This is a genomic window from Arthrobacter sp. Soil_C_49, from assembly GCF_057656635.1.
In genome coordinates this window covers 528,750-548,054 of the sequence record NZ_JBDGJZ010000001.1, presented here as the reverse complement: position 1 = coordinate 548,054, position 19,305 = coordinate 528,750, and the positions used below count along the sequence as shown (strand labels likewise).

Genomic DNA, 19,305 nt, shown 5'->3' with positions numbered 1-19,305 from the left:
ACCAAGCCTAACGGGCGCCTAGAGGTTCTTCAGTTCACTGCCCGGGGTGGCGATGTCCGCTGTTGCCTCGGTTTCGGCCATGCGCTTCGCCTGGCGGCGTTCGCGGCGCTTGTCATTCATCAGGCAGATGCCGATGGCGGCAAAAAACAGCACCAGCAGGGGCCCGGCCAACATAAACATCGAAATGGCATCCGCACCCGGTGCTGCGATGGCAGCGAGGACAAACACCAGGAATACAGTGATGCGCCAGGCCTTAAGGATGGTGCTGCCGGAGATGATGCCGGCCATGTTGACGCCCACCAGCACCACGGGCACCAGGAAGGCGACACCCAGCACCAGCACCATCCGGGTCACGAACTCGATATACGTCCGGGCATCGATGACGCTGGAGGAGCCCTCCGGGGTGAACTGGGTCAAGGCGTGGACCACCTGGGGCACCACAAGCCAGCCGGCCCAGATGCCGGCCAGGAACAACGGGACCGCGGCTGCCATGTAGCCCAGCGTGTAGCGGCGCTCCTTGGATGTCAGGCCCGGCGTGATAAAAGCCCAGAGCTGGTAGATCCAGATCGGGCTGGAAATGACCACGCCGATGAGCAGCGACATTTGGAGCTTGAAATCAAACGGGGACGCAATGCTCCCGAAGTTGATGGCAGCAAGCCCGCCGGTCTGCTCCGAGATGCGGTTGACCGGCTCAGCCAGTGCCTTCAGCAGCGGATCGTAAAGTATCCAGCCTCCGATGCCGCCTATGACGACGCCGATAGCCGACTTGATCAGCCGGTTCTTCAGCTCTTTGAGGTGGTCCCAAAGAGCCATCCGCCCTTCGGGGTTGGCTTTACGGGACCGCGACAGTGCCACTGGGGTCAGGCGCGGTTCGACGGCGGAACGTCAGTGCCGTCTGTCGGCTCACCGGGCTTCGCCTTGGGGTGGTTGACGATGGTGCCTTCCACCGGTCCGGAAGCGTCGGTGGTGTCCGTCTTGCCGTCGTTCTTCATTTCCTTGACCTCGGATTTGATGATCCGCATGGACTGGCCGAGGCTGCGTGCCATCGCCGGAAGCTTGGGTGCGGCAAAGAGAAGCAAAGCGACGATGATGATAATAACGATGGGCCAGGGGCCATCAAAGAGTCTTCCCACGGGAAATCCTTTCCTCTAAATACATCCTACTTCTATGTGAAGTCGAGATCGCCGAGCGCCTGCGGCTGGCCCCGGTCCGCCTTGCGCTGTACCCGCCGGAGGCGGCGTTGTTCCCGGCGGGACGACTTGGATGCCTCGTAATCATGTCGCATGACGGCGGGCGAGGCAAAAACGGCGGACCCCGGCCGCGGCCCTGCCGCATCCGGACTGGCGGCAGCCTGTTCAGCGGGGGCGATGTGCCCTAATTTTTCGCCTGCCGCACTGAGGTCCTTGACCGTCGCCATGAACTGGCGGAACAGCCGGATGCCCAGCAGGACATAAAAAAGCAGCGACAGCGCAACGAGCGCCACCCATATCAGGATCCAGGACCACCAAGGCATGCTGAGAAGTCTAGCCGCCGTACCTTGCCAGGGATGCCGCGAGCCAGTTACGGGCGGCGTCAGCCAGCCCAGCCGGGGCCAGGATGCGGGCTGAACCGCCATGCTGGGCCACAAACATGGGCAGCCAGTCGGTGTTGCCGAAACGGATTTCGGCCACCAGCCCGCCGTCGTGGAGTTCCGCTGTGCGCTCGGCGTAGTAATCGTCCGCGAGCCCCCTCCCCTGCCGGGTGAGCTGGACGGTGACTACCGTATCGTCGTCCTTGGGTGTGAAGAGCTTCGCCGGGACGCCCTGTGCGGGTGTGGTTCCCGCCGCTGCCGGCAGGCCGTTGGGGTGGACATCCTGGGCCCGGTCCAGCCGGAAATTCCGCAAGCCTTCCACCGAGTGGCAGTAGGCCTCGAAGTACCAGATGTTGTCCAGTGAATAGAGGCGCAGCGGATCAACGTCACGCTCCGACACAGTGTCCCGCTGCGCTGACAGGTAGGTCAGGCGCAGCTGGGACCGGGACTCGATGGCCTGCCGGACGGTGGCGTGCGTCGCGGCGTCCCCGGGTGCCACTTCCGGTCCCGCGAGGGACGCGGCCCGGAGTCCTTCCTCGCCGGCGGCTGCCAGCAGCTTGAGGGTCACCGATTCCAGGGCGCCGCCTTCGGCCACGCCGGGCAGCCCGTTTAGGGATTCCAGCCCCGTCAGGAGGGCGCAGGCTTCCTCCACCGTGAACCTGACCGGCCTCTTCAGGTCCAGGTCCTGGGTGATGTAGACATGGTCGTTCTCCCATTGGATGTCCAGCAGATCGTCCGGGTATCCCTCCGGGAGCCCGGAACAGATGAGGATCTGCAGGTCGTCCTCCAGTTCCTTCCTGCTGATGCCGAAATGCTCAGCCACGTCCTGGATATGCAAACCCTGGTTATGCACCAGGAAGGGCACCAGTTCAAGCATGCGCCTGAGCTGGTCCTCCGAGGTGCGCGGGCGGACAGGCCGGGCAGGCGCGGCGGCAAATTCGAAGGCGGGAACAGGGCTGTTGCTGAAGTCTGCCGCGGCACGGAGCCTGCGCCGCACGGCGTCGGCGAGTTCGGCCGGCGCCACCGCCAGGGCGTCCGGGCCGTAGGAGGCAAGCTCTTCGGCCAGTACCTCCGGATCCCGGTACTGCAGGCTGAACCGCTCGTAGCCGGGCTCCGGCAGGGGCCTGGGGCCGCTTTCCTGCGCCGCGTCCTGGCCCGCCTCCTTCGGCGCCCGGTCGTCGTGTGGTGCGCCGCGGCGCCGCAAAGCCAGGAGCCGCCCAGCACGGACGTCCACGACGGCGGTGCGCAGCGGCAGTTCGGGCAGGCGTGCGAGTTCAGCACGGACGTTGAAGTCCTTCGGAGGAACAAACTGCTCGCGGTCCAGGGTTGCCACTGCGCCCGTAAAGCGGGAGAGGCGGAAATGGCGGGGTGCTTTCCGGGCACGGTCGTAGCCCACCAGGTACCAGTGGCCGAAGCGGCTGCCGAGGCCCCAGGGCTCCACGGTCCGGAGTTCCTCGGCACTTGTGCTGCCTGCCAGGTAGGTGAACGTGACCGGGTGCCTGGCATGCATCGCCGCAACGAGGTCGTCGAAGGCCTGGCCTGCGGGCTTGATCCGGGGCTGGACGCCAGGCGGCAGGTGGACGTCGGCGACCATGCCGGACGCCTGCAGTTTCCGCAGCGCGCTTTGGGCGGCGCTGCCGAGCGCTGCCCGCTCCCAGAGCTGGGAGGCCAAGAGCAGGACGGTCCATTCCTCCGGGTCCAGCTCCACATCCGGCAGGCGGTTGGATTCCTTGCCGATCCGGTACCTGGTGGTCGCGGGGTCATCCTCGCTCCAGCCGAGGTCCGTCAGGGTCTCCACGTCAAAGCCGAACTTGCGAAGGTCCGCCTTGTCCCGCTCAAACATCCGGCCGAAGGACGTCTCGTTGCCGGGAACACCCCGGTAGACCGTTTCCCGCAGTTCGCTGCGGCGCAGGCCGTACTTGGTGTTGAGCAGGGCGATCAGCAGGTTGAGGAGGCGTTCAGTACGGGATGCGGACACTCTGGTTACGTTACTAAACTCCGCGCCGGAACGCAGGAAGCGCGGCAGCAACAGGACTTTGGATCCTGTGCTGCCGCGCTTCCGGACGCTTGGGGAGCCGCGGGTCAGCGAACGCCCACGAGGTCGACCACGAAGATCAGGGCTTCATTGGGCTTGATGGCTCCACCTGCGCCCCGCGAGCCGTAGGCAAGCTCGGAGGGAATTTCCAGGCGGCGGCGGCCGCCTACCTTCATGCCCAGGAGGCCCTGGTCCCAGCCCTGGATAACCTGGCCAACGCCTACGCGGAAGTCCAGCGGTGCGCCGCGGCCCCAGGAGGCGTCGAACTCTTCGCCGGTGGACCAGGCGACGCCCACGTAGTGCGTGGATACGGTGTCGCCAGCTTTGGCTTCGCGGCCGTCGCCCTCAATGAGGTCGGTGATGACGAGTTCCGTGGGGACGTCGCCCTCGGGGAAATCGATCTCGGGCTTCTGGCGGTCAAATTCCCGCTGTCCAAAAGACATGGTTGCTCCTAAGTGTCTGGCAGATGGTGTGCTGCGTTGGATGCCGCGGCGAAGGCCGGGCCTGTTGCCATTGTTGCTACTTGGCTCCGAGGATGTCCACTACGAAGACAAGGTCGCCCTTGGCTTCGCCCTGGCCGGCGTCGCCGTACGCCAGGTCCTTGGGGATGACCAGCAGGACGCGGGAGCCGACGGTTTTGCCGGCCAGGCCCTGGGTCCAGCCCTTGATCACGCCGGTGAGCGGGAAGGTTGCCGGCTCACCACGGTCGAAGCTGGAGTCGAACTTGGTTCCGCCGGACAGGGTGACGCCTACGTAGTTTACGGTCAGCGTATCGGTTTCCTTAACCGTGGCTCCGGTGCCCTTGATCAGGTCCTGGGACACGAGTGCAGTGGCGGCGGCCACACCTTCGACGGAGATCTCGGGGATGCCGTCTTTCTCAGTGACGGTGGGCAGGCCGGCGGGCGGGGTCACCGTTTCACCTTCGGGCTTCTCCAGTGCGGGGGTCACATCGGAGGCGGAGAGGATTTTGATGATCAGCAGCTGGGTGGGCTGTGCCGGGGCGGACGGGGCGGGGCTGGCACCGTCCGAGGGGCTGGGTGCGGCTGCACCCGGCTGGCCGGGTACGGCGAGTGCAAGGCTGGAACCTACCTTGGCGCCCACGAACGCGTTGTAGATCACCTCGCTGCCGGTCTTCAGTTCCTCGTTGAGTTCGAGGGGTTCAGGCTCACTGGGGAATGTATCCTCCAGCGTGGACCCGTCGGTGCCGTTGAGGGCGAGGATGGAGATGTTGGCGATCTGGTTCGCCTTCACGGGATCGCCGCTGCCCTCGGTGACCACTTTGATGGTGGGGTCAGCCACTTCCAGCGGTTTGTCGAACTCCACGCCAGGGGCCTTTTTGTCCCCGTTGTCAGTCAGTTTGAGGGAGTCGAACTTCGCAGTCTCACCAGCAGATTTGCTGGTGGGTTCCGGCTCTGCCGAAGAACCGCCGCAGGCGGTCAACAGCAGCAGAGCGGGAAGAAGGATTGCTAGTAGTCGGCGCACGTAAGAGAACTTTCGTCGGGGCAGGATGGAGGCGGCGATCCGCACGTGGGCGGGCAGCGCCGCGGGAGGGCCCGATTAAAGGCCTCATCCAGAATAGCCCCTGAACCTGAGAGTCAGCCCATAGAGTCCAGAAGGGCGTCCACCCGGTCATCGACGCTGCGGAAGGGATCCTTGCACAGGATGGTCTGGTGGGCCCGGTCATTCAGTTTCAGGTGCACCCAGTCCACGGTGTAGTCCCGGCCCAGCTCCTGTGCCCGCCGGACGAAGTCGCCACGCAGTTTCGCCCGAGTTGTCTGGGGCGGTGCGTCCACGGCGTCCTTGATGACGGTGTCGTCCACGATCCGGCGCACAGCCCCGCGGGACTGCAGGAGGTAATACAGTCCGCGGCTGCGGGAAATATCGTGGTAGGTCAGGTCCAGCTGGGCTATCCGCGGGGCGTCTAGCCCCAGCCCGTGGCGTTCGCGGTAGTTGTCCATCAGCTTCTTCTTGATGGCCCAATCGATCTCCGTGTCGATGCTGCGGGTGTCGCCGCTTTCGATCGCCTTCAGGGTCCGCTCCCACAGATCGAGGATCACGGGAACGTGGGGGTTGTGGGCGCCGTGCTCCTTGACGAACGCGGTGACTTTGGTGAGGTACTCCTGCTGGATCTCCAGTGCTGTCAGCTGGCGCCCGTTGGCCAGCCGGACCAGTGCACGGCCGCTGAGGTCGTGGGAGATTTCACGGATGCTCCGGATGGGGTTTTCCATCCGCATGTCCCGCATAATCACCCCGGCCTCAATCATGCGCAGGACCAGGTCCACTGTGCCCACCTTCATCAGGGCCGTGGCTTCGGACATGTTCGAGTCGCCCACGATCACGTGCAGCCGGCGGTAGAACTCGGCATCGGCATGCGGCTCGTCCCGGGTGTTGATGATGGGCCTGGACCGGGTGGTGGCGGAGGAAACCCCTTCCCAGATGTGGTCTGCACGCTGGGAAAAGGCGAAGGTGGCCCCATGCGGGGTCTTGAGGATCTTCCCGGCGCCGGCGATCAGCTGCCGGGTGACCAGGAACGGAATCAGGATCTCGGCGAGCCGGGAGAATTCCCCGCGGCGCGGAATCAGGTAGTTCTCGTGGCTGCCGTAAGAGTTCCCGGCGGAGTCCGTGTTGTTCTTGAACAGGTATACCGTGCCGTTGAAGCCCTCCGCCGCGAGCCGGGCCTGGGCTTCGTCCACCAGGTCATCGAGAATCAGTTCACCGGCCCGGTCGTGGGCGATCAACTGGGCGAGGTCGTCGCACTCCGCCGTTGCATATTCGGGATGGGATCCTACATCCAGGTAGAGCCGCGAGCCGTTGGTCAGGAAGACGTTGGATGACCGGCCCCAGCTGACCACCTTGCGGAAGAGGTACCGGGCCACCTCCTCCGGGGCAAGAGGCCTCGAGTCGGGGCTGGAATAGGAAATCCCGAACTCCGTTTCGATACCGAAGATTCTCTTGTCCATGTGTCCTCCTAGGCCAGCAGTGCAGTGATATCCGCGTCGTCAAGCCGGCGGAAGGCGCGCCGTGAGCCCCGTGAGCTCTCGGACTGTCTGTCCAGGACGGCCACTTCCACCGCCGTGGCGGGCAAGGTCTTCGGCTGGGCGTCAGATTCCGTGGCAGGAACCAGGGCGGCCATGGCGAGCCGGAGGGCGTCGGCAAAGCTGAGTGAACTGCGCCAGCCCTCATCGATGGCTGACGAGACCTTGTCCGCCTGTCCGCCCATCACCACGAACTGGTGTTCGTCGGCGATGGACCCATCAAAGGTCAGCCGGTAGAGATGGTCCTCAGCCTGGGTGGGACCTACCTCCGCCACGGCCAGTTCCACCTCAAAGGGTTTCTGTTCTGCAGTGAAAACGGCGCCCAGGCTTTGGGCATAAACGCTGGCGAGGCCGCGGGCGGTGACGTCCTCACGGTCGTAGGAATAGCCGCGGACGTCGGCGTAGCGCACACCGGCCTGGCGGAGGCTTTCGAATTCGTTGTATTTCCCGACGGCGGCGAACGCGATCTTGTCGTAGATTTCGCCGATCTTATGCAAGGACGGGGATGGATTCTCGGCCACCAGCGCGATGCCGTCGGCGCAGCTGATCACGGCGACCGAGCGGCCACGGGCGATGCCCTTCCGTGCGAAATCCGCACGGTCCTTCATCAGCTGTTCAGGGGACACATAGAACTGTTGTGTCATTGTCAGGCCTCCCGTCCGGCGTTGGTGCGGGCTTCAATGACGTTTTCGGCCGCGGCGGCGAGTTCGTTCTCAGCCACCCGCCTGGCGCCTGTCCTGTCAACGGTGTAGATCACGGGCCACAATTTTCTGACGGTGTCCGGGCCGCCGGTGGCGGAATCGTCGTCGGCCGCATCGTAGAGGGCCTCGACGGCGACGGCGACGGCCTCGGCCGCGCTCAGGTTGGGCCGCCACAGTTTTTTCAGCGCACCCCGGGCGAAGACTGAACCGGAGCCCACTGTGTGGTGCTCGTGTTCCTCGTACCTGCCGCCGGTGACGTCGTAGGAGAAAAGCCTCCCGACGCCGGCGCTGGTGTCGAAGCCTGCGAAGAGCGGTACGACGGCGAGTCCCTGCAGGGCGAGGGGAAGGTTGCCGCGGATCATTGCCCCCAGCCGGTTGGCCTTGCCTTCGAGGCTGAGGAGGGTGCCTTCAATTTTCTCGTAGTGTTCGAGTTCAACCTGGAACAGGCGGGTGAGGTCGATGGCGATGCCGGCGGTGCCGGCGATGCCCAGGACGGAGTAACGGTCCGCCGGGAAGACTTTTTCAATGTGCCGGCTGGCAATCACGTTGCCCATGGTGGCCCGCCGGTCCCCTGCCATCAGCACACCGCCGGCGTAGCTCAACGCAACGATGGTTGTAGCATGCGGCACCTGCAGCGGAGCGGCGCCGGGCGCACCGGCCTGAACGCCCCTGTTATAAGGCAGGAGTTCGGGCCGGTCCCGCTGCAGATGTTCGGTGAAGGACGAGGTGGCGTTGGCGGCTACCTGGTTGGCGGTTGATTCCTGCACTCATGCACTCCTTGAACGTAGTTCTTCAACGTCTGTACAGATCCGGCCGGCCGCGGCTTCCGCCACCCTCCGGTCCGGGTTACTGGCCGCCTTTTTGGACGAAGGCGCGCACGAACTCCTCGGCGTTGGATTCGAGCACTCCGTCGATTTCATCGAGGAGGTCATCAACGCCTTCGGTGGCTGCTGATGCCTGTGCTTCGGGCGGCGCCGGGGGTGCCTCGGGAATGTCCTCGTCGACCTGGGTGTCGCGCGATTGCGGCTGCTGCTGCTCCTGGCCTGCCATTGTTACCTCTCCCTTTCCTGTCGTCGGATCCGGCGGATCCTCCGATATGCCCATCCTGCCACGAAGCGGGTCTTCCGGCGCGGTTTACGCCGCAGGCGGAGCGGTGCTGTGTCCCAGCAATTCTCCGAGGAATGGGCCTGCTTCCCGGTAGCGTTCGAACAACGCTCCTGTCAACGCTTTGGTTCCCCGCAACGGTTCCCTGGTTGGTACACGCTGGAGCCTGCCGTACCCGGGAACGTCGAAGATGACCGAGTCCCAGCTGGCGCCCACCACGTCCTTGCCGAAGCTGCTGATGCATCTGCCGCGGAAGAACGCGCGGGTGTCCGACGGCGGCTCTGCCACCGCCGCCGCTATGGCGGCGTCCTCGACGATCCTGTCCATGCGGTTCCTCGCCAGGAGGCGGTAGTACAGGCCTTTCTCAGGCCTGATGTCCGCCCACTGGAGGTCGATCAGCCCCAGCCGGGCGTCGTTCCACTCCAGTCCGTCGCGGTCGCGGTAACCCTCCAGGAGCGAAAGCTTGGCCACCCATTCCACGGAGCTGGCTGCTGCCGCCCTGTTGTTGTCCAGCTGGGTGAGGACGGTGGCCCAGCGGTCCAGGACATCGTGGGTGTGGCCGTCGCCGTCCACGGCATCACCCACTCCGGTGTCCTGTGCCAGCTTGGCCGCTGCCTCGTGGTACATCCACTGCAGGTCCAGGGCTGTTACCCGCCGGCCGTCCAGGAGCCGGACGGTGGCGGTAAGGGATGTGTCGTGGCTGACCGTCTGCAGGGCGGGAACCGGCTCATGGACCTCGATCTTGGGTGCGAGCCCGGCCTCGATAAGGCTGAGGACCATGGCGGTGGTTCCGAATTTCAGGTAGTTGGAAACCTGGCTCAGGTTCGCGTCGCCAATGATGACGTGCAGGCGCCGGTACTTGTCCGCCGTCGCGTGGGGTTCGTCCCTGGTGTTGATGATGGGGCGGCGGATGGTGGTTTCCAGGCCCACTTCGGCTTCGAAGAAGTCGGCGCGCTGGCTGATCTGGTAGCCCGGGGTGGACGCATCCTGGCCGATCCCCACGCGTCCGGACCCGCAAAGAATCTGGCGGCTGACGAAAAAGGGCGTCAGGCCCCGCACAATATCCCCGAACGGTACGGACCGCGGCATCAGGTAGTTCTCGTGGGAGCCGTAGGACACGGACTTGTTGTCAGTGTTGTTCTTGTACAGGTTCACCGGCGGCAGATCGGGGTCCGCCGCCAGCCGCCGCACTGTGGCAAGCGCAACGAGGTCTCCCGCGGCGTCCCAGGTGACGGCGTCCCGGGGGTTGGTGACCTCAGGGCTCGAGTACTCGGGGTGTGCGTGGTCCACGTACAGCCGGGCCCCGTTCCCGAGGACCATGTTCATCAGCAGGGTGCCGGATTCGTCCTGGCCGTCGAGCTCCAGTTCTTCCCGGCCGTAGGCGAGGGCCACCGCTTCCGCATCGAGCACGGGCGGCTGGTCAGTCAGCTGGCTGGGATGCGCCGAGCCCCGGTCAACGGTCCAGCCGCGGGCGTCGTGCAGGGGCTCCTCGTCTGTATAGTCCCAGCGGGTTTCCGCCCCGCCGGCTGCGCGCTGGCGGGTTACCTGGGCATAGGCCTGCACCACACGGGCGCTCATCATGGTGGCGTTCGCGGACGGGGCGGACGGGGCATGGATGCCGTATTCGGTTTCTGCTCCCATGACACGCATGGCCCCGCCCACGGGGAGGGCGCCCCCGGCGGCGGGTACCTGCGCTGCCGTCATAGATACTGCCCTGTGGTCGGCATTGTTTCGATCGATTTTCCTGGCTCCTGGCCGGCCTTGCCCTGGACGATAGTACGGATGTACGTGATCCGTTCGCCCTTCTTGCCGGAGATGCGTGCCCAGTCGTCCGGATTGGTGGTGTTCGGCATGTCCTCGTGCTCGCGGAATTCGTCCACGACAGCCCTGAGCAGGTGCTCGATCCGGAGCCCCTTCTGGTGGGTGATGAGGAGATCCTTGATGGCGTACTTCTTGGCCCGGTCCACCACGTTCTGGACGACGGCGCCGGAGTTGAAATCCTTGAAGTACAGCATTTCGGTATCACCGTTGGCGTAGGTGACTTCCAGGAACTCGTTGGACTTGTCCGTGGAGTACATGGCTTCCACGGTCCGCTGGATCATGGCGTCCACCGTGGCCTGGACGTCGCCGTTGTGCTCCGCGAGGTCGGACTCGTGGAACGGCAGGTCCGTGGTGATGTACTTGTTGAAGATGTCCGCCGCAGCCTCGGCGTCCGGGCGGTGGATCTTGACCTTCACGTCCAGGCGGCCGGGCCGCAGGATGGCGGGGTCGATCATATCCTCGCGGTTGGATGCACCAATGACGATGACGTTGTCCAGCCGCTCGACGCCGTCGATCTCGCTCAGCAGCTGGGGCACGATGGTGGTTTCGACGTCGGAGGAAATCCCGGTGCCGCGCGTGCGGAACAGTGAATCCATTTCGTCGAAGAACACCACCACGGGGCTGCCGTCTGACGCCTTCTCCCGCGCACGGGAGAAGATGAGGCGGATGTGCCGCTCAGTCTCGCCCACATACTTGTCCAGGAGCTCCGGGCCCTTGATGTTCAGGAAGTAGCTCTTCAGGTCCACGTTTCCGGAACGCTCTGCGGCGCGGGCAGCCAGCGAATTGGCCACAGCCTTGGCGATCAGGGTCTTGCCGCAGCCCGGAGGACCGTAAAGCAGGATGCCCTTGGGCGCCTTGAGGCCGTGTTCCCGGTAAAGGTCGGGGTGCAGGAACGGCAGCTCCACGGCGTCGCGGATCTGTTCGATCTGCGGCCCCAGCCCGCCGATATCCTCGTAAGTGATATCCGGGACCTCTTCGAGGACCAGGTTCTCCACCTCGGACCGGGGTACTTTCTCGAGTGCGTAGCCGGTCCGCGAATCAATCGAGAGGGCGTCGCCCACGCGGAGCTTTTCAGCCAGGAGCGCCCCGGACAGCCGGACCACCCGCTCTTCATCGGCCCGTCCCACCACCAGGACGCGGTCCGCGCCGAGCATCTCCTTGAGGGTGGCCAGCTCACCGGCCCGCTCGTAGCCCAGGCCGGCAACAACGAGGAGTGCCTCGTTGAGGAGGACCTCCTGGCCCACCGCCAGCTGGTTGATGTTGACGAGGGGGCTGATGCCCACCCGCATCTTCCGGCCAGCGTTAAAGATGTCCACGGATTCTTCCGTGGCCGCCTGCCCGCTGTTGCCTGGCGACGGCTGCCGCCGCGGATTCAGTTGAAGAATCGTGCCGAAGCTGTAGGGAGGTTGCCCCTCCTGGTCCAATGCGTTCTTCAGCCGGAGGATCTCGGCCTTCGCGGCTTCAAGCATGGTGACCAGCTTGGTGTTGTTCTGCGTTGCCGCAGCCAACTGGCGGTCGATGTGCCTGAGCTTGTCCCGGAGGATGTTGACCTGGCGGTCGGCAACCGAGAGGTCGTTGGCGGCAGACTGCTCTGCCGGTGTACGTCCGGAGTCCTGGTTTGGCGTCTCCATGATGTATCAGCCCCTTCCTGCGCTTCTATTAAGACCTTAGCCCCAAGATGGCAGGTAGGGATGGCGACTCCCGAAATATGGACTAGATCTTGATCTAAGGCGTGTCCTTGACGTTTGTGCCCGCGATCGCGTCCCTGGCGGCGCGCCGGAGCTTCTTGTCCGAGACCAGCCGCTCCCCCACGGCGCCGGGTGTCCAGGCGTTGACGTCCTCTTCGTTGAAGTCCGTCTTGGAGGGGCGTCGCTTCACCGAAATGCCCGTAACGCCGTCCGCCAGCCGGCGCGTGACCAGCAGGAAGCCGGTGTGGGCCACCATCCGGTGATCCGGGCGGACGGCGAGGCCCTCGAGGTGCCAGCCGCGCACCATGGACTCCCAGGCGTCAGGTTCCGTGAACCGGCCGTCTGCGCGGATGGCCTCCGCTGTGCGGGACAGCTGGGTAACGGTGGCGACGTAGTTGATCCACACGCCGCCCGGCGCGAGGACAGTCGCCACGGCGTCCAGGCATTCCCAGGGGGCCAGCATGTCCAGGACCACGCGGTCAACCGAGCCGGGCTCCTCGGTCCGGACAACTTCCTCCTGGAAGTCGCCCAGGGTGATCTGCCATGCAGGGTGGGGGCCGCCGAAGATGGTCTCGACGTTTCCACGGGCGATGTCGGCGAATTCTTCACGCCGTTCGAAGGAGTGCAAGTAACCGCTGTCCCCGACCGCGCGAAGCAGGGAGATGGACAGGGCGCCGGAGCCAACTCCTGCCTCCACCACCCGGGCGCCGGGGAAGATGTCCGCCATGGTGACGATCTGGCCGGCGTCCTTGGGATAAACAACGGCAGCGCCGCGGGGCATGGAGAGGACAAAGTCCGAGAGCAGCGGGCGCAGCGTCTGGTACTGCTGGCCAACATTGTTGACCACTACCGAGCCGTCCATCTTGCCGATGATGTCATCGTGGTTCAGGAAACCGCGGTGGGTGTGGAACGCGCCGCCCCGCTCGAGGGTGACGGTGTTCATCCGTCCGCGCTCGTCAGTCAGCTGGACGCGTTCGCCTTCACGGAAGGGTCCGCGCCGACGGGCAGCTCCCACCGGCTGCGAGGCGCCGGGGCCAACACCGGGCTGGGCTGCCGCGGCGGCTTCGTTGACGGCAGTTTCGCTGCTCATGATATTCCTCGCTCCTGTAAAACTGTTGTGCCTCACGTGTTCGTTAGTGAAGGCGTCAAGCTGTGGCGGCGGCAATGCTGCCGGCTGGTAACTCTACCGGTTCCTGCCCTGCCGGCGCCCATCCGGCCGCGGGCGCCTGCCGGTAATGGCGGACAGCACCGCGTCCTGCGAGAGCAGCCCCGTCACCTTGCCGTTGTGGTCCACAACGGCGTAGTCCCGGCCTTCAAGCTGTGACAGGAAGTGCAGGAGCTCCTGCCCTTTTGACCACTCAGGCACATAGGCGCCGGGGGCAAGGGCGTAGGACACCGCACTCAGCGGAGTGGTTGCGGCGGCCGCCGCCGGGACAGACTGCAGGGCGGCCGGGTCCACTACGCCCGTTGGGCGTCCGTCTGCTGCACACACCACCACCGAGGCCGACGTCGGCGCTCCCGTCCTGAGGGCGTCCTGGACTGACGCCGTGGCCGGCAGCCCGATGGCCGGCGTCGACAGCCCTGCCGCGCTGACCAGGTGCAGCCGTCCCCGGAGGGTTCCCTGTTGAATGGCGGCGGAGGCGCCCATCCAGAGGAAGCCGCCCACCAGGACCGTAATCATCAGCAGGCTGAACTCGGGCGAAACGCCGGCGAGCAGCGGCCGGAGGATGAACCAGTAGCCGAGGGCGATCACGATCAGGCGGCCGCCCCATCCTGCTGCCACGGTTCCCTTGGCCTGGCTGCCGGTAGCTTTCCAGACGACGGATTCCACCAGGCGGCCGCCATCCAGCGGCAGCCCGGGGAGGACGTTAAAGACGCCAATGAGGAAATTGGCCCACATAAAGATGTTGGTGAGGATTTCGGCAACACTGCCCAGGGCGGCACCGTTGAGCACCAGCCAGGCGCCAGCGGCGAGGACAAAGTTGGCGGCGGGGCCGGCCAGGGCCACCAGGACTGACCGGCCCGGAGTGGCCGTGAAGCTGTCGAACTGGGTGTGCCCGCCCCACAGGTTGAGCACAATCTTCTGGGTTGGCCAGCCGTAGATTCTGGCCGTCAGGGCATGGGCCAGTTCGTGGACGAGGACCGAGATGAGCAACAGCACGGCATAGGCGAACGCCACAACGTACGCGCTGGCACCGAGCGCCGGGTTGCTCCGGTCAAGGACCGGCCCGTAAACAATCACCGTGAAGGCGGCGATGATGAACCAGGAGTAGGCCAGGACAACCGGGACTCCTGCGATCCGTCCCAGCGGTATGCCCTCACGGCGGACCGGAGCAGCTGTCTCAGTCATGGGCGGTCCCCGGTGCCCCGGCCCCTTCCAACGTCGCGGCTTCGTGCCGGGCGGACCCGGTACGGGCCCACAGGAGGTCCTCCAGGTCCGCCCGCGACCGGCCCGCCAGGGAATCCCACAGGACGTAGCGTTCGTCCTCGGGCAGCGGAACGATATGAGGAATGGCAACGGTGGCCACGCCCGAAGCGACTGCCGCCGCCACTCCCGGCGTTGAGTCTTCCAGTGCCACACAGTGCTCCAGGGAAAGATCCGGATCGGTTTCCCGAAGCAGTTCCACTGCCTTCAAGTACGCCTCCGGGTGCGGCTTGCCCTGCGCCACGGTATCCCCGGTGACTACCACTTCGAAGTACGGCCGGGGAAGGCTGGCCACCACTTCCCGGGCGAGGGGCCCCTCGGACATCGTCACAAGCGCGCACCTCACCCCCGCCTGGTGCAGGTCTTCGAGCAGTTCCCGCGCGCCCGGGCGCCACGGCACCTGCTGCCGGACGCTGGCCACCACTTCGGCGGTCAGGGTATCGATAATCTGCCGGATGCCCAGATCGACGCCGGCCTGCTGGAGCAGCCCGGCGGAGAACGTGAGCGACTGGCCCACCAGCTGCATGGCTTGTTCGTGGGACCAGGTTCCGCCGTGGGCCTCAACCAGCGCGTGTTCCGCAGCGATCCAGTAGGGCTCGGTATCCACTATGGTGCCGTCCATGTCCCAGAGGGCGGCTTTGAGCGGGGAAGGTGTGGCTGGGAGTCGCATCCACCCAGTCTACGGGGACAGCCTGAAGGCAGGCTGGGGCTACGCCTTGGGCGAATACGGGGCTCCTCACGCCCCTTTCCCCCGTGAACGGCGCATTTTTCGGCGCTTCATTCAATGCAACACCCTCCTCCTTGGACGTAGGGTGAAGAAATGAATAGCTTCGAGGGAGACACCACCGAACCGGGGGCAGGACCCGCCCGCGAACGGTTCCTGCAGCCTGTGCCTGATGGGCAGCGCGTGACAGTGATGCTTGCCGCCTTTGAAGGCTGGAATGACGCCGGCGAGGCCGCAAGCGACTCGCTGCGGTATCTCAACAAGCTCTGGGGCGGCAAGAAGGTGGCGTCCATCGACGCCGACGAGTACTACGATTTCCAGTTCACGCGCCCCACGATCCGCAGGAACGCCGCCGGCGAACGCAAGATCAAGTGGCCTTCCACGCGCATCTACAAGGCCAGCGCGCCCAATTCCAACGTGGACGTCATCTTTGTCCAAGGCACCGAGCCGTCCTATAAATGGCGCGCGTACACGGCCGAACTCCTGGTCCATGCCGAAGCGCTGAACGTTGACTACGTGATCCTGGTGGGCGCGCTGCTGGCGGACGTTCCCCACAGCCGGCCCATTCCGGTGAGTACTTCCTCGGACGACGGGCCGCTGCGGGAACGCATGAACCTGGAAGCGTCGCAGTATGAAGGTCCGGTGGGCATCGTGGGAGTCCTCTCTGAGGTTTCGCTGCTGGCCGGCATCCCCACCGTCTCGCTGTGGGCCGCGGTTCCGCACTACGTTGCACAGGCCCCTTCGCCGAAGGCGCAGCTGGCTCTCCTCCACCGCATCGAGGAGCTGCTCCAGGTACCGCTGGACACACACGAGCTGGCGGAGGAAGCGGACGCCTGGGAGCGCGGCGTGGACGAGCTGGCCACCGAGGACCCGGAAATCGCGGCCTACGTCCGGCAGCTTGAGGAGGCGAAGGACACGGCCGATCTTCCGGAAGCAACCGGTGAATCCATCGCGCGCGAGTTCGAACGCTACCTCAAACGCCGGGGCCAGGACCGGCCCTAGCCGGTACAGTCCCCCGGGACGTGCTCAAAGAGCTGCCTCCGGACCTGCCCTCGGGCGGGTGCGGAGGCAGCCCTTATTAAAGGCGGATGCCGAGAAGGGCGTCGACGGCGTCCCGCACCAATGCCTGGTCCTCGCCGCTGGCGGGGCCTGCGGCGGCGTTGGCCTGTCCTGCCCAGCGGGTGACGGCCGCCACGGCGGCGGGAGCGTTGAGGTCTGCAGCCAGGGCTGCGCGCATTTCAGCGATCAGGGGGGAAGCCGAGCCGCCGGGAGCGGAGGCCAGCGCCTGGCGCCACGCCGCGAGATCCGCCTTCGCGGCCTCGAACCCTTCATCGGTCCAGGACCAGTCCGAACGGTAGTGGTGGGCGAGGATGGCCAGGCGGATGGCGGCCGGGTCCTCCCCTGCCGCCCGCAGCTTCGAGACCAGCACCAGGTTGCCCTTGGACTTGCTCATCTTCTCGCCGTCCAGGCCCACCATTCCAGCGTGGGCATAGTGCTTTGCGAGCGGGACGCCGGCCAGGGAATAGGCGTGGCCCGCTCCCATCTCGTGGTGCGGGAAAATCAGGTCGGACCCGCCGCCCTGGACCGTGAAGGGCGAGGGCAGGTACTTCTGCGCGATCACCGTGCATTCAATGTGCCAGCCGGGCCGCCCTGCTCCGAGGCTCCCCCCGGGCCAGCTCGGCTCGCCTTCGCGCGCCACGCGCCACAGCAGAGGGTCCAGTGCCTGCCGCTTGCCGGACCGGCCGGGATCGCCACCGCGTTCGGCGAAAAGCTCCAGCATTTCGCTTTCAGCCAGCCCGGAGATGGAACCCAGGGTCCAGGCATCCGGGGACACTGACTGCTTGCCGGCCGCTTCGACGTCGTAATAAACATCGCCGTCAGGCTCGCCGTTGGTGCCCTGCACCTTGTAAGCCAGCCCGAGGCTGACGAGGCGCTCCACCTCCGGAACGATCAGGGAGATGGATTCGACGGCGCCGACGTACTGGTCCGGAGCGAGGACGTTCAGCGCCTCCATGTCCGTCTGGAAGAGTTCGATCTGGCTGGCCGCCAGGTTCCGCCAGTCCACCCCTGTTGCGGTGGCACGTTCCAGCAGCGGATCATCTACATCCGTGACGTTCTGGACGTAGGAGACGCGGTGGCCGGCGTCCCGCCAGGCCCGGTTCAGGAGGTCGAAGGCCACATAACTGGCGGCATGGCCCATGTGCGTGGCGTCGTACGGTGTGATCCCGCAGACGTACATGGACGGCTGCCCGTCCGGTTCCAGGGCCACCTCGCGCCCTACAGCGGTGTCGAACAACCGGATGGCAGGCATGCTGCCGGGCACGTCAGGAACAGGGCGGGAAGTCCAGGATTTCACAGACCAAGCCTAGTGCTAGGCGCCGATGACACCGAAACCGAGAAGCAGGTACAGGGCGAGGCCCAGGAGAATCCGGTACCAGACAAACAGGCGGTAGCTGCGGGTGGAGACGAATTTCAGGAACCAGCCGATGATGACGTAGCCCACCACCAGGGCGATAACGGTGGCGAGGGCCGTTTCCGCCAGACCGTAGGGGCCGGTGATGCCTTCCTTGGACACCGTTTTGTATAACTGGAAGAGCCCGCTGCCAAAAACGGCCGGAATGGCCAGCAGGAACGAGTAGCGTGCGGCAGCTTCGCGGGTATAGCCCATAAGGAGGCCGGCCGTAATGGTGCCGCCGGACCGGGACACGCCGGGGATCAGCGCCATCGCCTGTGCGAAGCCAAAGAGGATGCCGTGTTTGTAGGTGAGATGGTTCAGGTCGCGCTTCTGCTTGCCAACCGCGTCCGCGACGGCCAGGATCAGGCCGAACACAATCAGCATGGTGGCCACGATCCACATGCTGCGAAGCACGGATTCGATCTGGTCCTGGAACAGCAGGCCCAGGACGATGATGGGAAGGCTGCCCAGGATGACAAGCCAGCCCATCCGGGCGTCAGGGTCCTGCCGGGACACTTTTCCGGTGAGTGACCCGGCCCAGGCCTTGACGATCCGGACGATGTCCCGCCAGAAGTAGATCAGCACCGCAGTCTCGGTTCCCAGTTGGGTGATGGCCGTGAAAGCCGCGCCCGGATCCTCGGCGTTCGGCAGGAATTGCCCCACTATCCTCAGGTGCGCGCTCGATGAAATAGGTAGAAATTCGGTCAGTCCCTGCACAAGGCCCAGCAGGGCCGCCTCAAACCAGTTCACGATAAGACCCTACGGCATGCCGGTGCTGGTTCTGCCCGTAAGCTTGCTGCTATGCAGCAGCGTTACGTCGGCAACAGTGGATTGCGAGTTTCCGCCCTTTCCCTCGGCACCATGTCCTGGGCCGGCGAGACGGACGAACAGGACGCTTCGGAATTGCTGCGCACCTTCCTCAATGCCGGCGGCCGGCACGTTGACACAGCGGCGTCCTACGCTGACGGCCGGTCCGAGGCGATGATCGGTTCCCTGCTGGGCGACGTCGTGGCCCGCACCGAGATTTCCATCTCCACCAAGGCCGGAATGACGGCGCCGGATGGCCGGCGGGGTGTGGACACGTCCCGGAACGCAATGCTCAGCGGCCTTGAGGCCAGCCTGGCCAGGCTCGGCACCGACTATGTGGACGTCTGGTTCGCGCAGGCCTGGGACGGCAACGTGCCGTTGGACGAGACACTGTCCGCTCTGGAGTTCGCGGTACGGACCGGCCGTGCCCGGTACGCCGGAGTCTCGAACTTCAACGGCTGGCAGACGGCCAAGGCTGCGGCGGTCGCCGGGTTTCCGCTGGTGGCTGCGCAGGCCGAGTATTCGTTCCTGGAACGGAAGCCGGAGGCGGAGCTCATCCCCGCCGTCGAGGATGCCGGCCTGGGCCTCATGGCGTGGGCACCGCTGGGCCGAGGTGTGCTGACCGGCAAGTACCGCGGCAGCATCCCGTCCGGTTCCCGCGGAGCGTCGGCGGCGGCAGCCGGCTACGTGGAGCCGTACCTTGACGGCAAAGCATCCCGGACGGTGGAAGCAGTGTGCATGGCGGCGAAAGGGCTGGGCCGGACACCGCAGGATGTGTCCTTGAGCTGGCTGTTGTCACAGCACGGTGTATCCACGGCAATTGTGGGGCCCCGCACGCCTGCGCAGCTGAAGGAAATTCTGGATGCGCAGCTGACACCGCTGCCGCCCGAAATTGCCTGCGCCCTGGAGGACGCTTCAGCGCTCAATTAGGGCTTAGGCC

The 19,305-nt window shown here is 65.5% G+C and carries 19 protein-coding genes; 2 read left to right on the top strand and 17 right to left on the bottom strand.

What is annotated here, in order from left to right:
• Positions 1–18: 18 nt before the first annotated feature.
• The 15 genes from tatC to AC3A4Z_RS02475 all read right to left on the bottom strand — a co-directional run bounded on the left by tatC (position 19) and on the right by AC3A4Z_RS02475 (position 15,049).
• Positions 19–813 carry a twin-arginine translocase subunit TatC gene (gene tatC / locus AC3A4Z_RS02545; protein ID WP_493969039.1) on the bottom strand — a complete coding sequence of 265 codons (795 nt, stop codon included), beginning with the start codon at positions 811–813 and terminating at the stop codon, positions 19–21.
• 47 nt (positions 814–860) lie between these two features.
• A complete protein-coding gene (gene tatA, locus AC3A4Z_RS02540) occupies positions 861–1,133 on the bottom strand; it encodes a Sec-independent protein translocase subunit TatA (RefSeq protein WP_091420002.1) in 273 nt (90 codons plus the stop codon).
• A gap of 32 nt (positions 1,134–1,165) precedes the next feature.
• A complete protein-coding gene (locus AC3A4Z_RS02535; protein WP_498709824.1) occupies positions 1,166–1,513 on the bottom strand; it encodes a hypothetical protein in 348 nt (115 codons plus the stop codon).
• A gap of 10 nt (positions 1,514–1,523) precedes the next feature.
• On the bottom strand, positions 1,524–3,548 hold the full coding sequence (locus tag AC3A4Z_RS02530; RefSeq protein WP_498709823.1) for a helix-turn-helix transcriptional regulator: 2,025 nt from the start codon (positions 3,546–3,548) through the stop codon (positions 1,524–1,526).
• 104 nt (positions 3,549–3,652) lie between these two features.
• Complete coding sequence (locus tag AC3A4Z_RS02525; protein WP_493969042.1) at positions 3,653–4,048, bottom strand: FKBP-type peptidyl-prolyl cis-trans isomerase; 396 nt, start codon at positions 4,046–4,048, stop codon at positions 3,653–3,655.
• Positions 4,049–4,124: 76 nt separating this feature from the next.
• On the bottom strand, positions 4,125–5,087 hold the full coding sequence (locus AC3A4Z_RS02520) for an FKBP-type peptidyl-prolyl cis-trans isomerase (RefSeq protein ID WP_498709821.1): 963 nt from the start codon (positions 5,085–5,087) through the stop codon (positions 4,125–4,127).
• 113 nt (positions 5,088–5,200) lie between these two features.
• Positions 5,201–6,565, bottom strand: coding sequence for a Pup--protein ligase (pafA, locus tag AC3A4Z_RS02515; RefSeq protein ID WP_493969044.1), 1,365 nt, complete (start codon positions 6,563–6,565; stop codon positions 5,201–5,203).
• A gap of 8 nt (positions 6,566–6,573) precedes the next feature.
• Entirely contained in the window at positions 6,574–7,284 is a 711-nt protein-coding gene (prcA, locus tag AC3A4Z_RS02510) for a proteasome subunit alpha (RefSeq protein WP_493969045.1), read from the bottom strand.
• 2 nt (positions 7,285–7,286) lie between these two features.
• Positions 7,287–8,108 (bottom strand): proteasome subunit beta, encoded by an 822-nt coding sequence (gene prcB / locus AC3A4Z_RS02505; RefSeq protein WP_498709819.1) that lies wholly within the window; start codon positions 8,106–8,108, stop codon positions 7,287–7,289.
• 79 nt (positions 8,109–8,187) lie between these two features.
• Complete coding sequence (locus AC3A4Z_RS02500; RefSeq protein ID WP_050055252.1) at positions 8,188–8,391, bottom strand: ubiquitin-like protein Pup; 204 nt, start codon at positions 8,389–8,391, stop codon at positions 8,188–8,190.
• Positions 8,392–8,475: 84 nt separating this feature from the next.
• Positions 8,476–10,149 (bottom strand): depupylase/deamidase Dop, encoded by a 1,674-nt coding sequence (gene dop, locus AC3A4Z_RS02495; protein WP_498709816.1) that lies wholly within the window; start codon positions 10,147–10,149, stop codon positions 8,476–8,478.
• Positions 10,146–11,897, bottom strand: a complete 1,752-nt coding sequence (gene arc, locus AC3A4Z_RS02490) for a proteasome ATPase (RefSeq protein WP_050055254.1) — start codon at positions 11,895–11,897, stop codon at positions 10,146–10,148. Before arc ends, dop begins: the two co-directional genes overlap by 4 nt.
• Positions 11,898–11,991: 94 nt before the next feature.
• The gene (locus AC3A4Z_RS02485; protein WP_498709815.1) at positions 11,992–13,044 is read right to left on the bottom strand and encodes a tRNA (adenine-N1)-methyltransferase; all 1,053 of its coding nucleotides are present in this window, start codon (positions 13,042–13,044) and stop codon (positions 11,992–11,994) included.
• Positions 13,045–13,137: 93 nt separating this feature from the next.
• Positions 13,138–14,304: a site-2 protease family protein gene (locus AC3A4Z_RS02480; protein WP_498709813.1), complete on the bottom strand. Its 1,167-nt coding sequence runs from the start codon at positions 14,302–14,304 to the stop codon at positions 13,138–13,140.
• Positions 14,297–15,049, bottom strand: coding sequence for an HAD family hydrolase (locus AC3A4Z_RS02475; RefSeq protein ID WP_498709812.1), 753 nt, complete (start codon positions 15,047–15,049; stop codon positions 14,297–14,299). The genes AC3A4Z_RS02480 and AC3A4Z_RS02475 overlap by 8 nt, the downstream gene beginning before the upstream one ends.
• A 150-nt stretch (positions 15,050–15,199) precedes the next feature.
• On the opposite strand from AC3A4Z_RS02475, the gene AC3A4Z_RS02470 reads away from it, so the two are divergent.
• Positions 15,200–16,105, top strand: coding sequence for a PAC2 family protein (locus AC3A4Z_RS02470; RefSeq protein WP_142036748.1), 906 nt, complete (start codon positions 15,200–15,202; stop codon positions 16,103–16,105).
• Between the two features lie 76 nt (positions 16,106–16,181).
• On the opposite strand, the gene mshC is transcribed toward AC3A4Z_RS02470, so the two are convergent.
• The gene (gene mshC, locus AC3A4Z_RS02465; protein WP_498709810.1) at positions 16,182–17,459 is read right to left on the bottom strand and encodes a cysteine--1-D-myo-inosityl 2-amino-2-deoxy-alpha-D-glucopyranoside ligase; all 1,278 of its coding nucleotides are present in this window, start codon (positions 17,457–17,459) and stop codon (positions 16,182–16,184) included.
• A gap of 15 nt (positions 17,460–17,474) precedes the next feature.
• Entirely contained in the window at positions 17,475–18,308 is an 834-nt protein-coding gene (locus tag AC3A4Z_RS02460) for an undecaprenyl-diphosphate phosphatase (protein ID WP_498709808.1), read from the bottom strand.
• Between the two features lie 51 nt (positions 18,309–18,359).
• Between AC3A4Z_RS02460 and AC3A4Z_RS02455 the strand changes: the two genes are divergently transcribed.
• Positions 18,360–19,295 (top strand): aldo/keto reductase, encoded by a 936-nt coding sequence (locus tag AC3A4Z_RS02455; protein WP_498709807.1) that lies wholly within the window; start codon positions 18,360–18,362, stop codon positions 19,293–19,295.
• Positions 19,296–19,305: the final 10 nt, after the last annotated feature.

Excerpts from the sequence above, each read along its gene's own strand:
- AC3A4Z_RS02535 (WP_498709824.1), bottom strand. The coding sequence starts at position 1,513 with ATGCCTTGGTGGTCCTGGATCCTGATATGGGTGGCGCTCGTTGCGCTG.
- AC3A4Z_RS02480 (WP_498709813.1), bottom strand. The coding sequence starts at position 14,304 with ATGACTGAGACAGCTGCTCCGGTCCGCCGTGAGGGCATACCGCTGGGA.
- AC3A4Z_RS02525 (WP_493969042.1), bottom strand. The coding sequence starts at position 4,048 with ATGTCTTTTGGACAGCGGGAATTTGACCGCCAGAAGCCCGAGATCGAT.
- AC3A4Z_RS02500 (WP_050055252.1), bottom strand. The coding sequence starts at position 8,391 with ATGGCAGGCCAGGAGCAGCAGCAGCCGCAATCGCGCGACACCCAGGTC.
- AC3A4Z_RS02485 (WP_498709815.1), bottom strand. The coding sequence starts at position 13,044 with ATGAGCAGCGAAACTGCCGTCAACGAAGCCGCCGCGGCAGCCCAGCCC.
- AC3A4Z_RS02470 (WP_142036748.1), top strand. The coding sequence starts at position 15,200 with ATGAATAGCTTCGAGGGAGACACCACCGAACCGGGGGCAGGACCCGCC.
- AC3A4Z_RS02475 (WP_498709812.1), bottom strand. The coding sequence starts at position 15,049 with ATGCGACTCCCAGCCACACCTTCCCCGCTCAAAGCCGCCCTCTGGGAC.
- AC3A4Z_RS02455 (WP_498709807.1), top strand. The coding sequence starts at position 18,360 with ATGCAGCAGCGTTACGTCGGCAACAGTGGATTGCGAGTTTCCGCCCTT.
- tatC (WP_493969039.1), bottom strand. The coding sequence starts at position 813 with ATGGCTCTTTGGGACCACCTCAAAGAGCTGAAGAACCGGCTGATCAAG.
- prcA (WP_493969045.1), bottom strand. The coding sequence starts at position 7,284 with ATGACACAACAGTTCTATGTGTCCCCTGAACAGCTGATGAAGGACCGT.
- arc (WP_050055254.1), bottom strand. The coding sequence starts at position 11,897 with ATGGAGACGCCAAACCAGGACTCCGGACGTACACCGGCAGAGCAGTCT.
- dop (WP_498709816.1), bottom strand. The coding sequence starts at position 10,149 with ATGACGGCAGCGCAGGTACCCGCCGCCGGGGGCGCCCTCCCCGTGGGC.
- pafA (WP_493969044.1), bottom strand. The coding sequence starts at position 6,565 with ATGGACAAGAGAATCTTCGGTATCGAAACGGAGTTCGGGATTTCCTAT.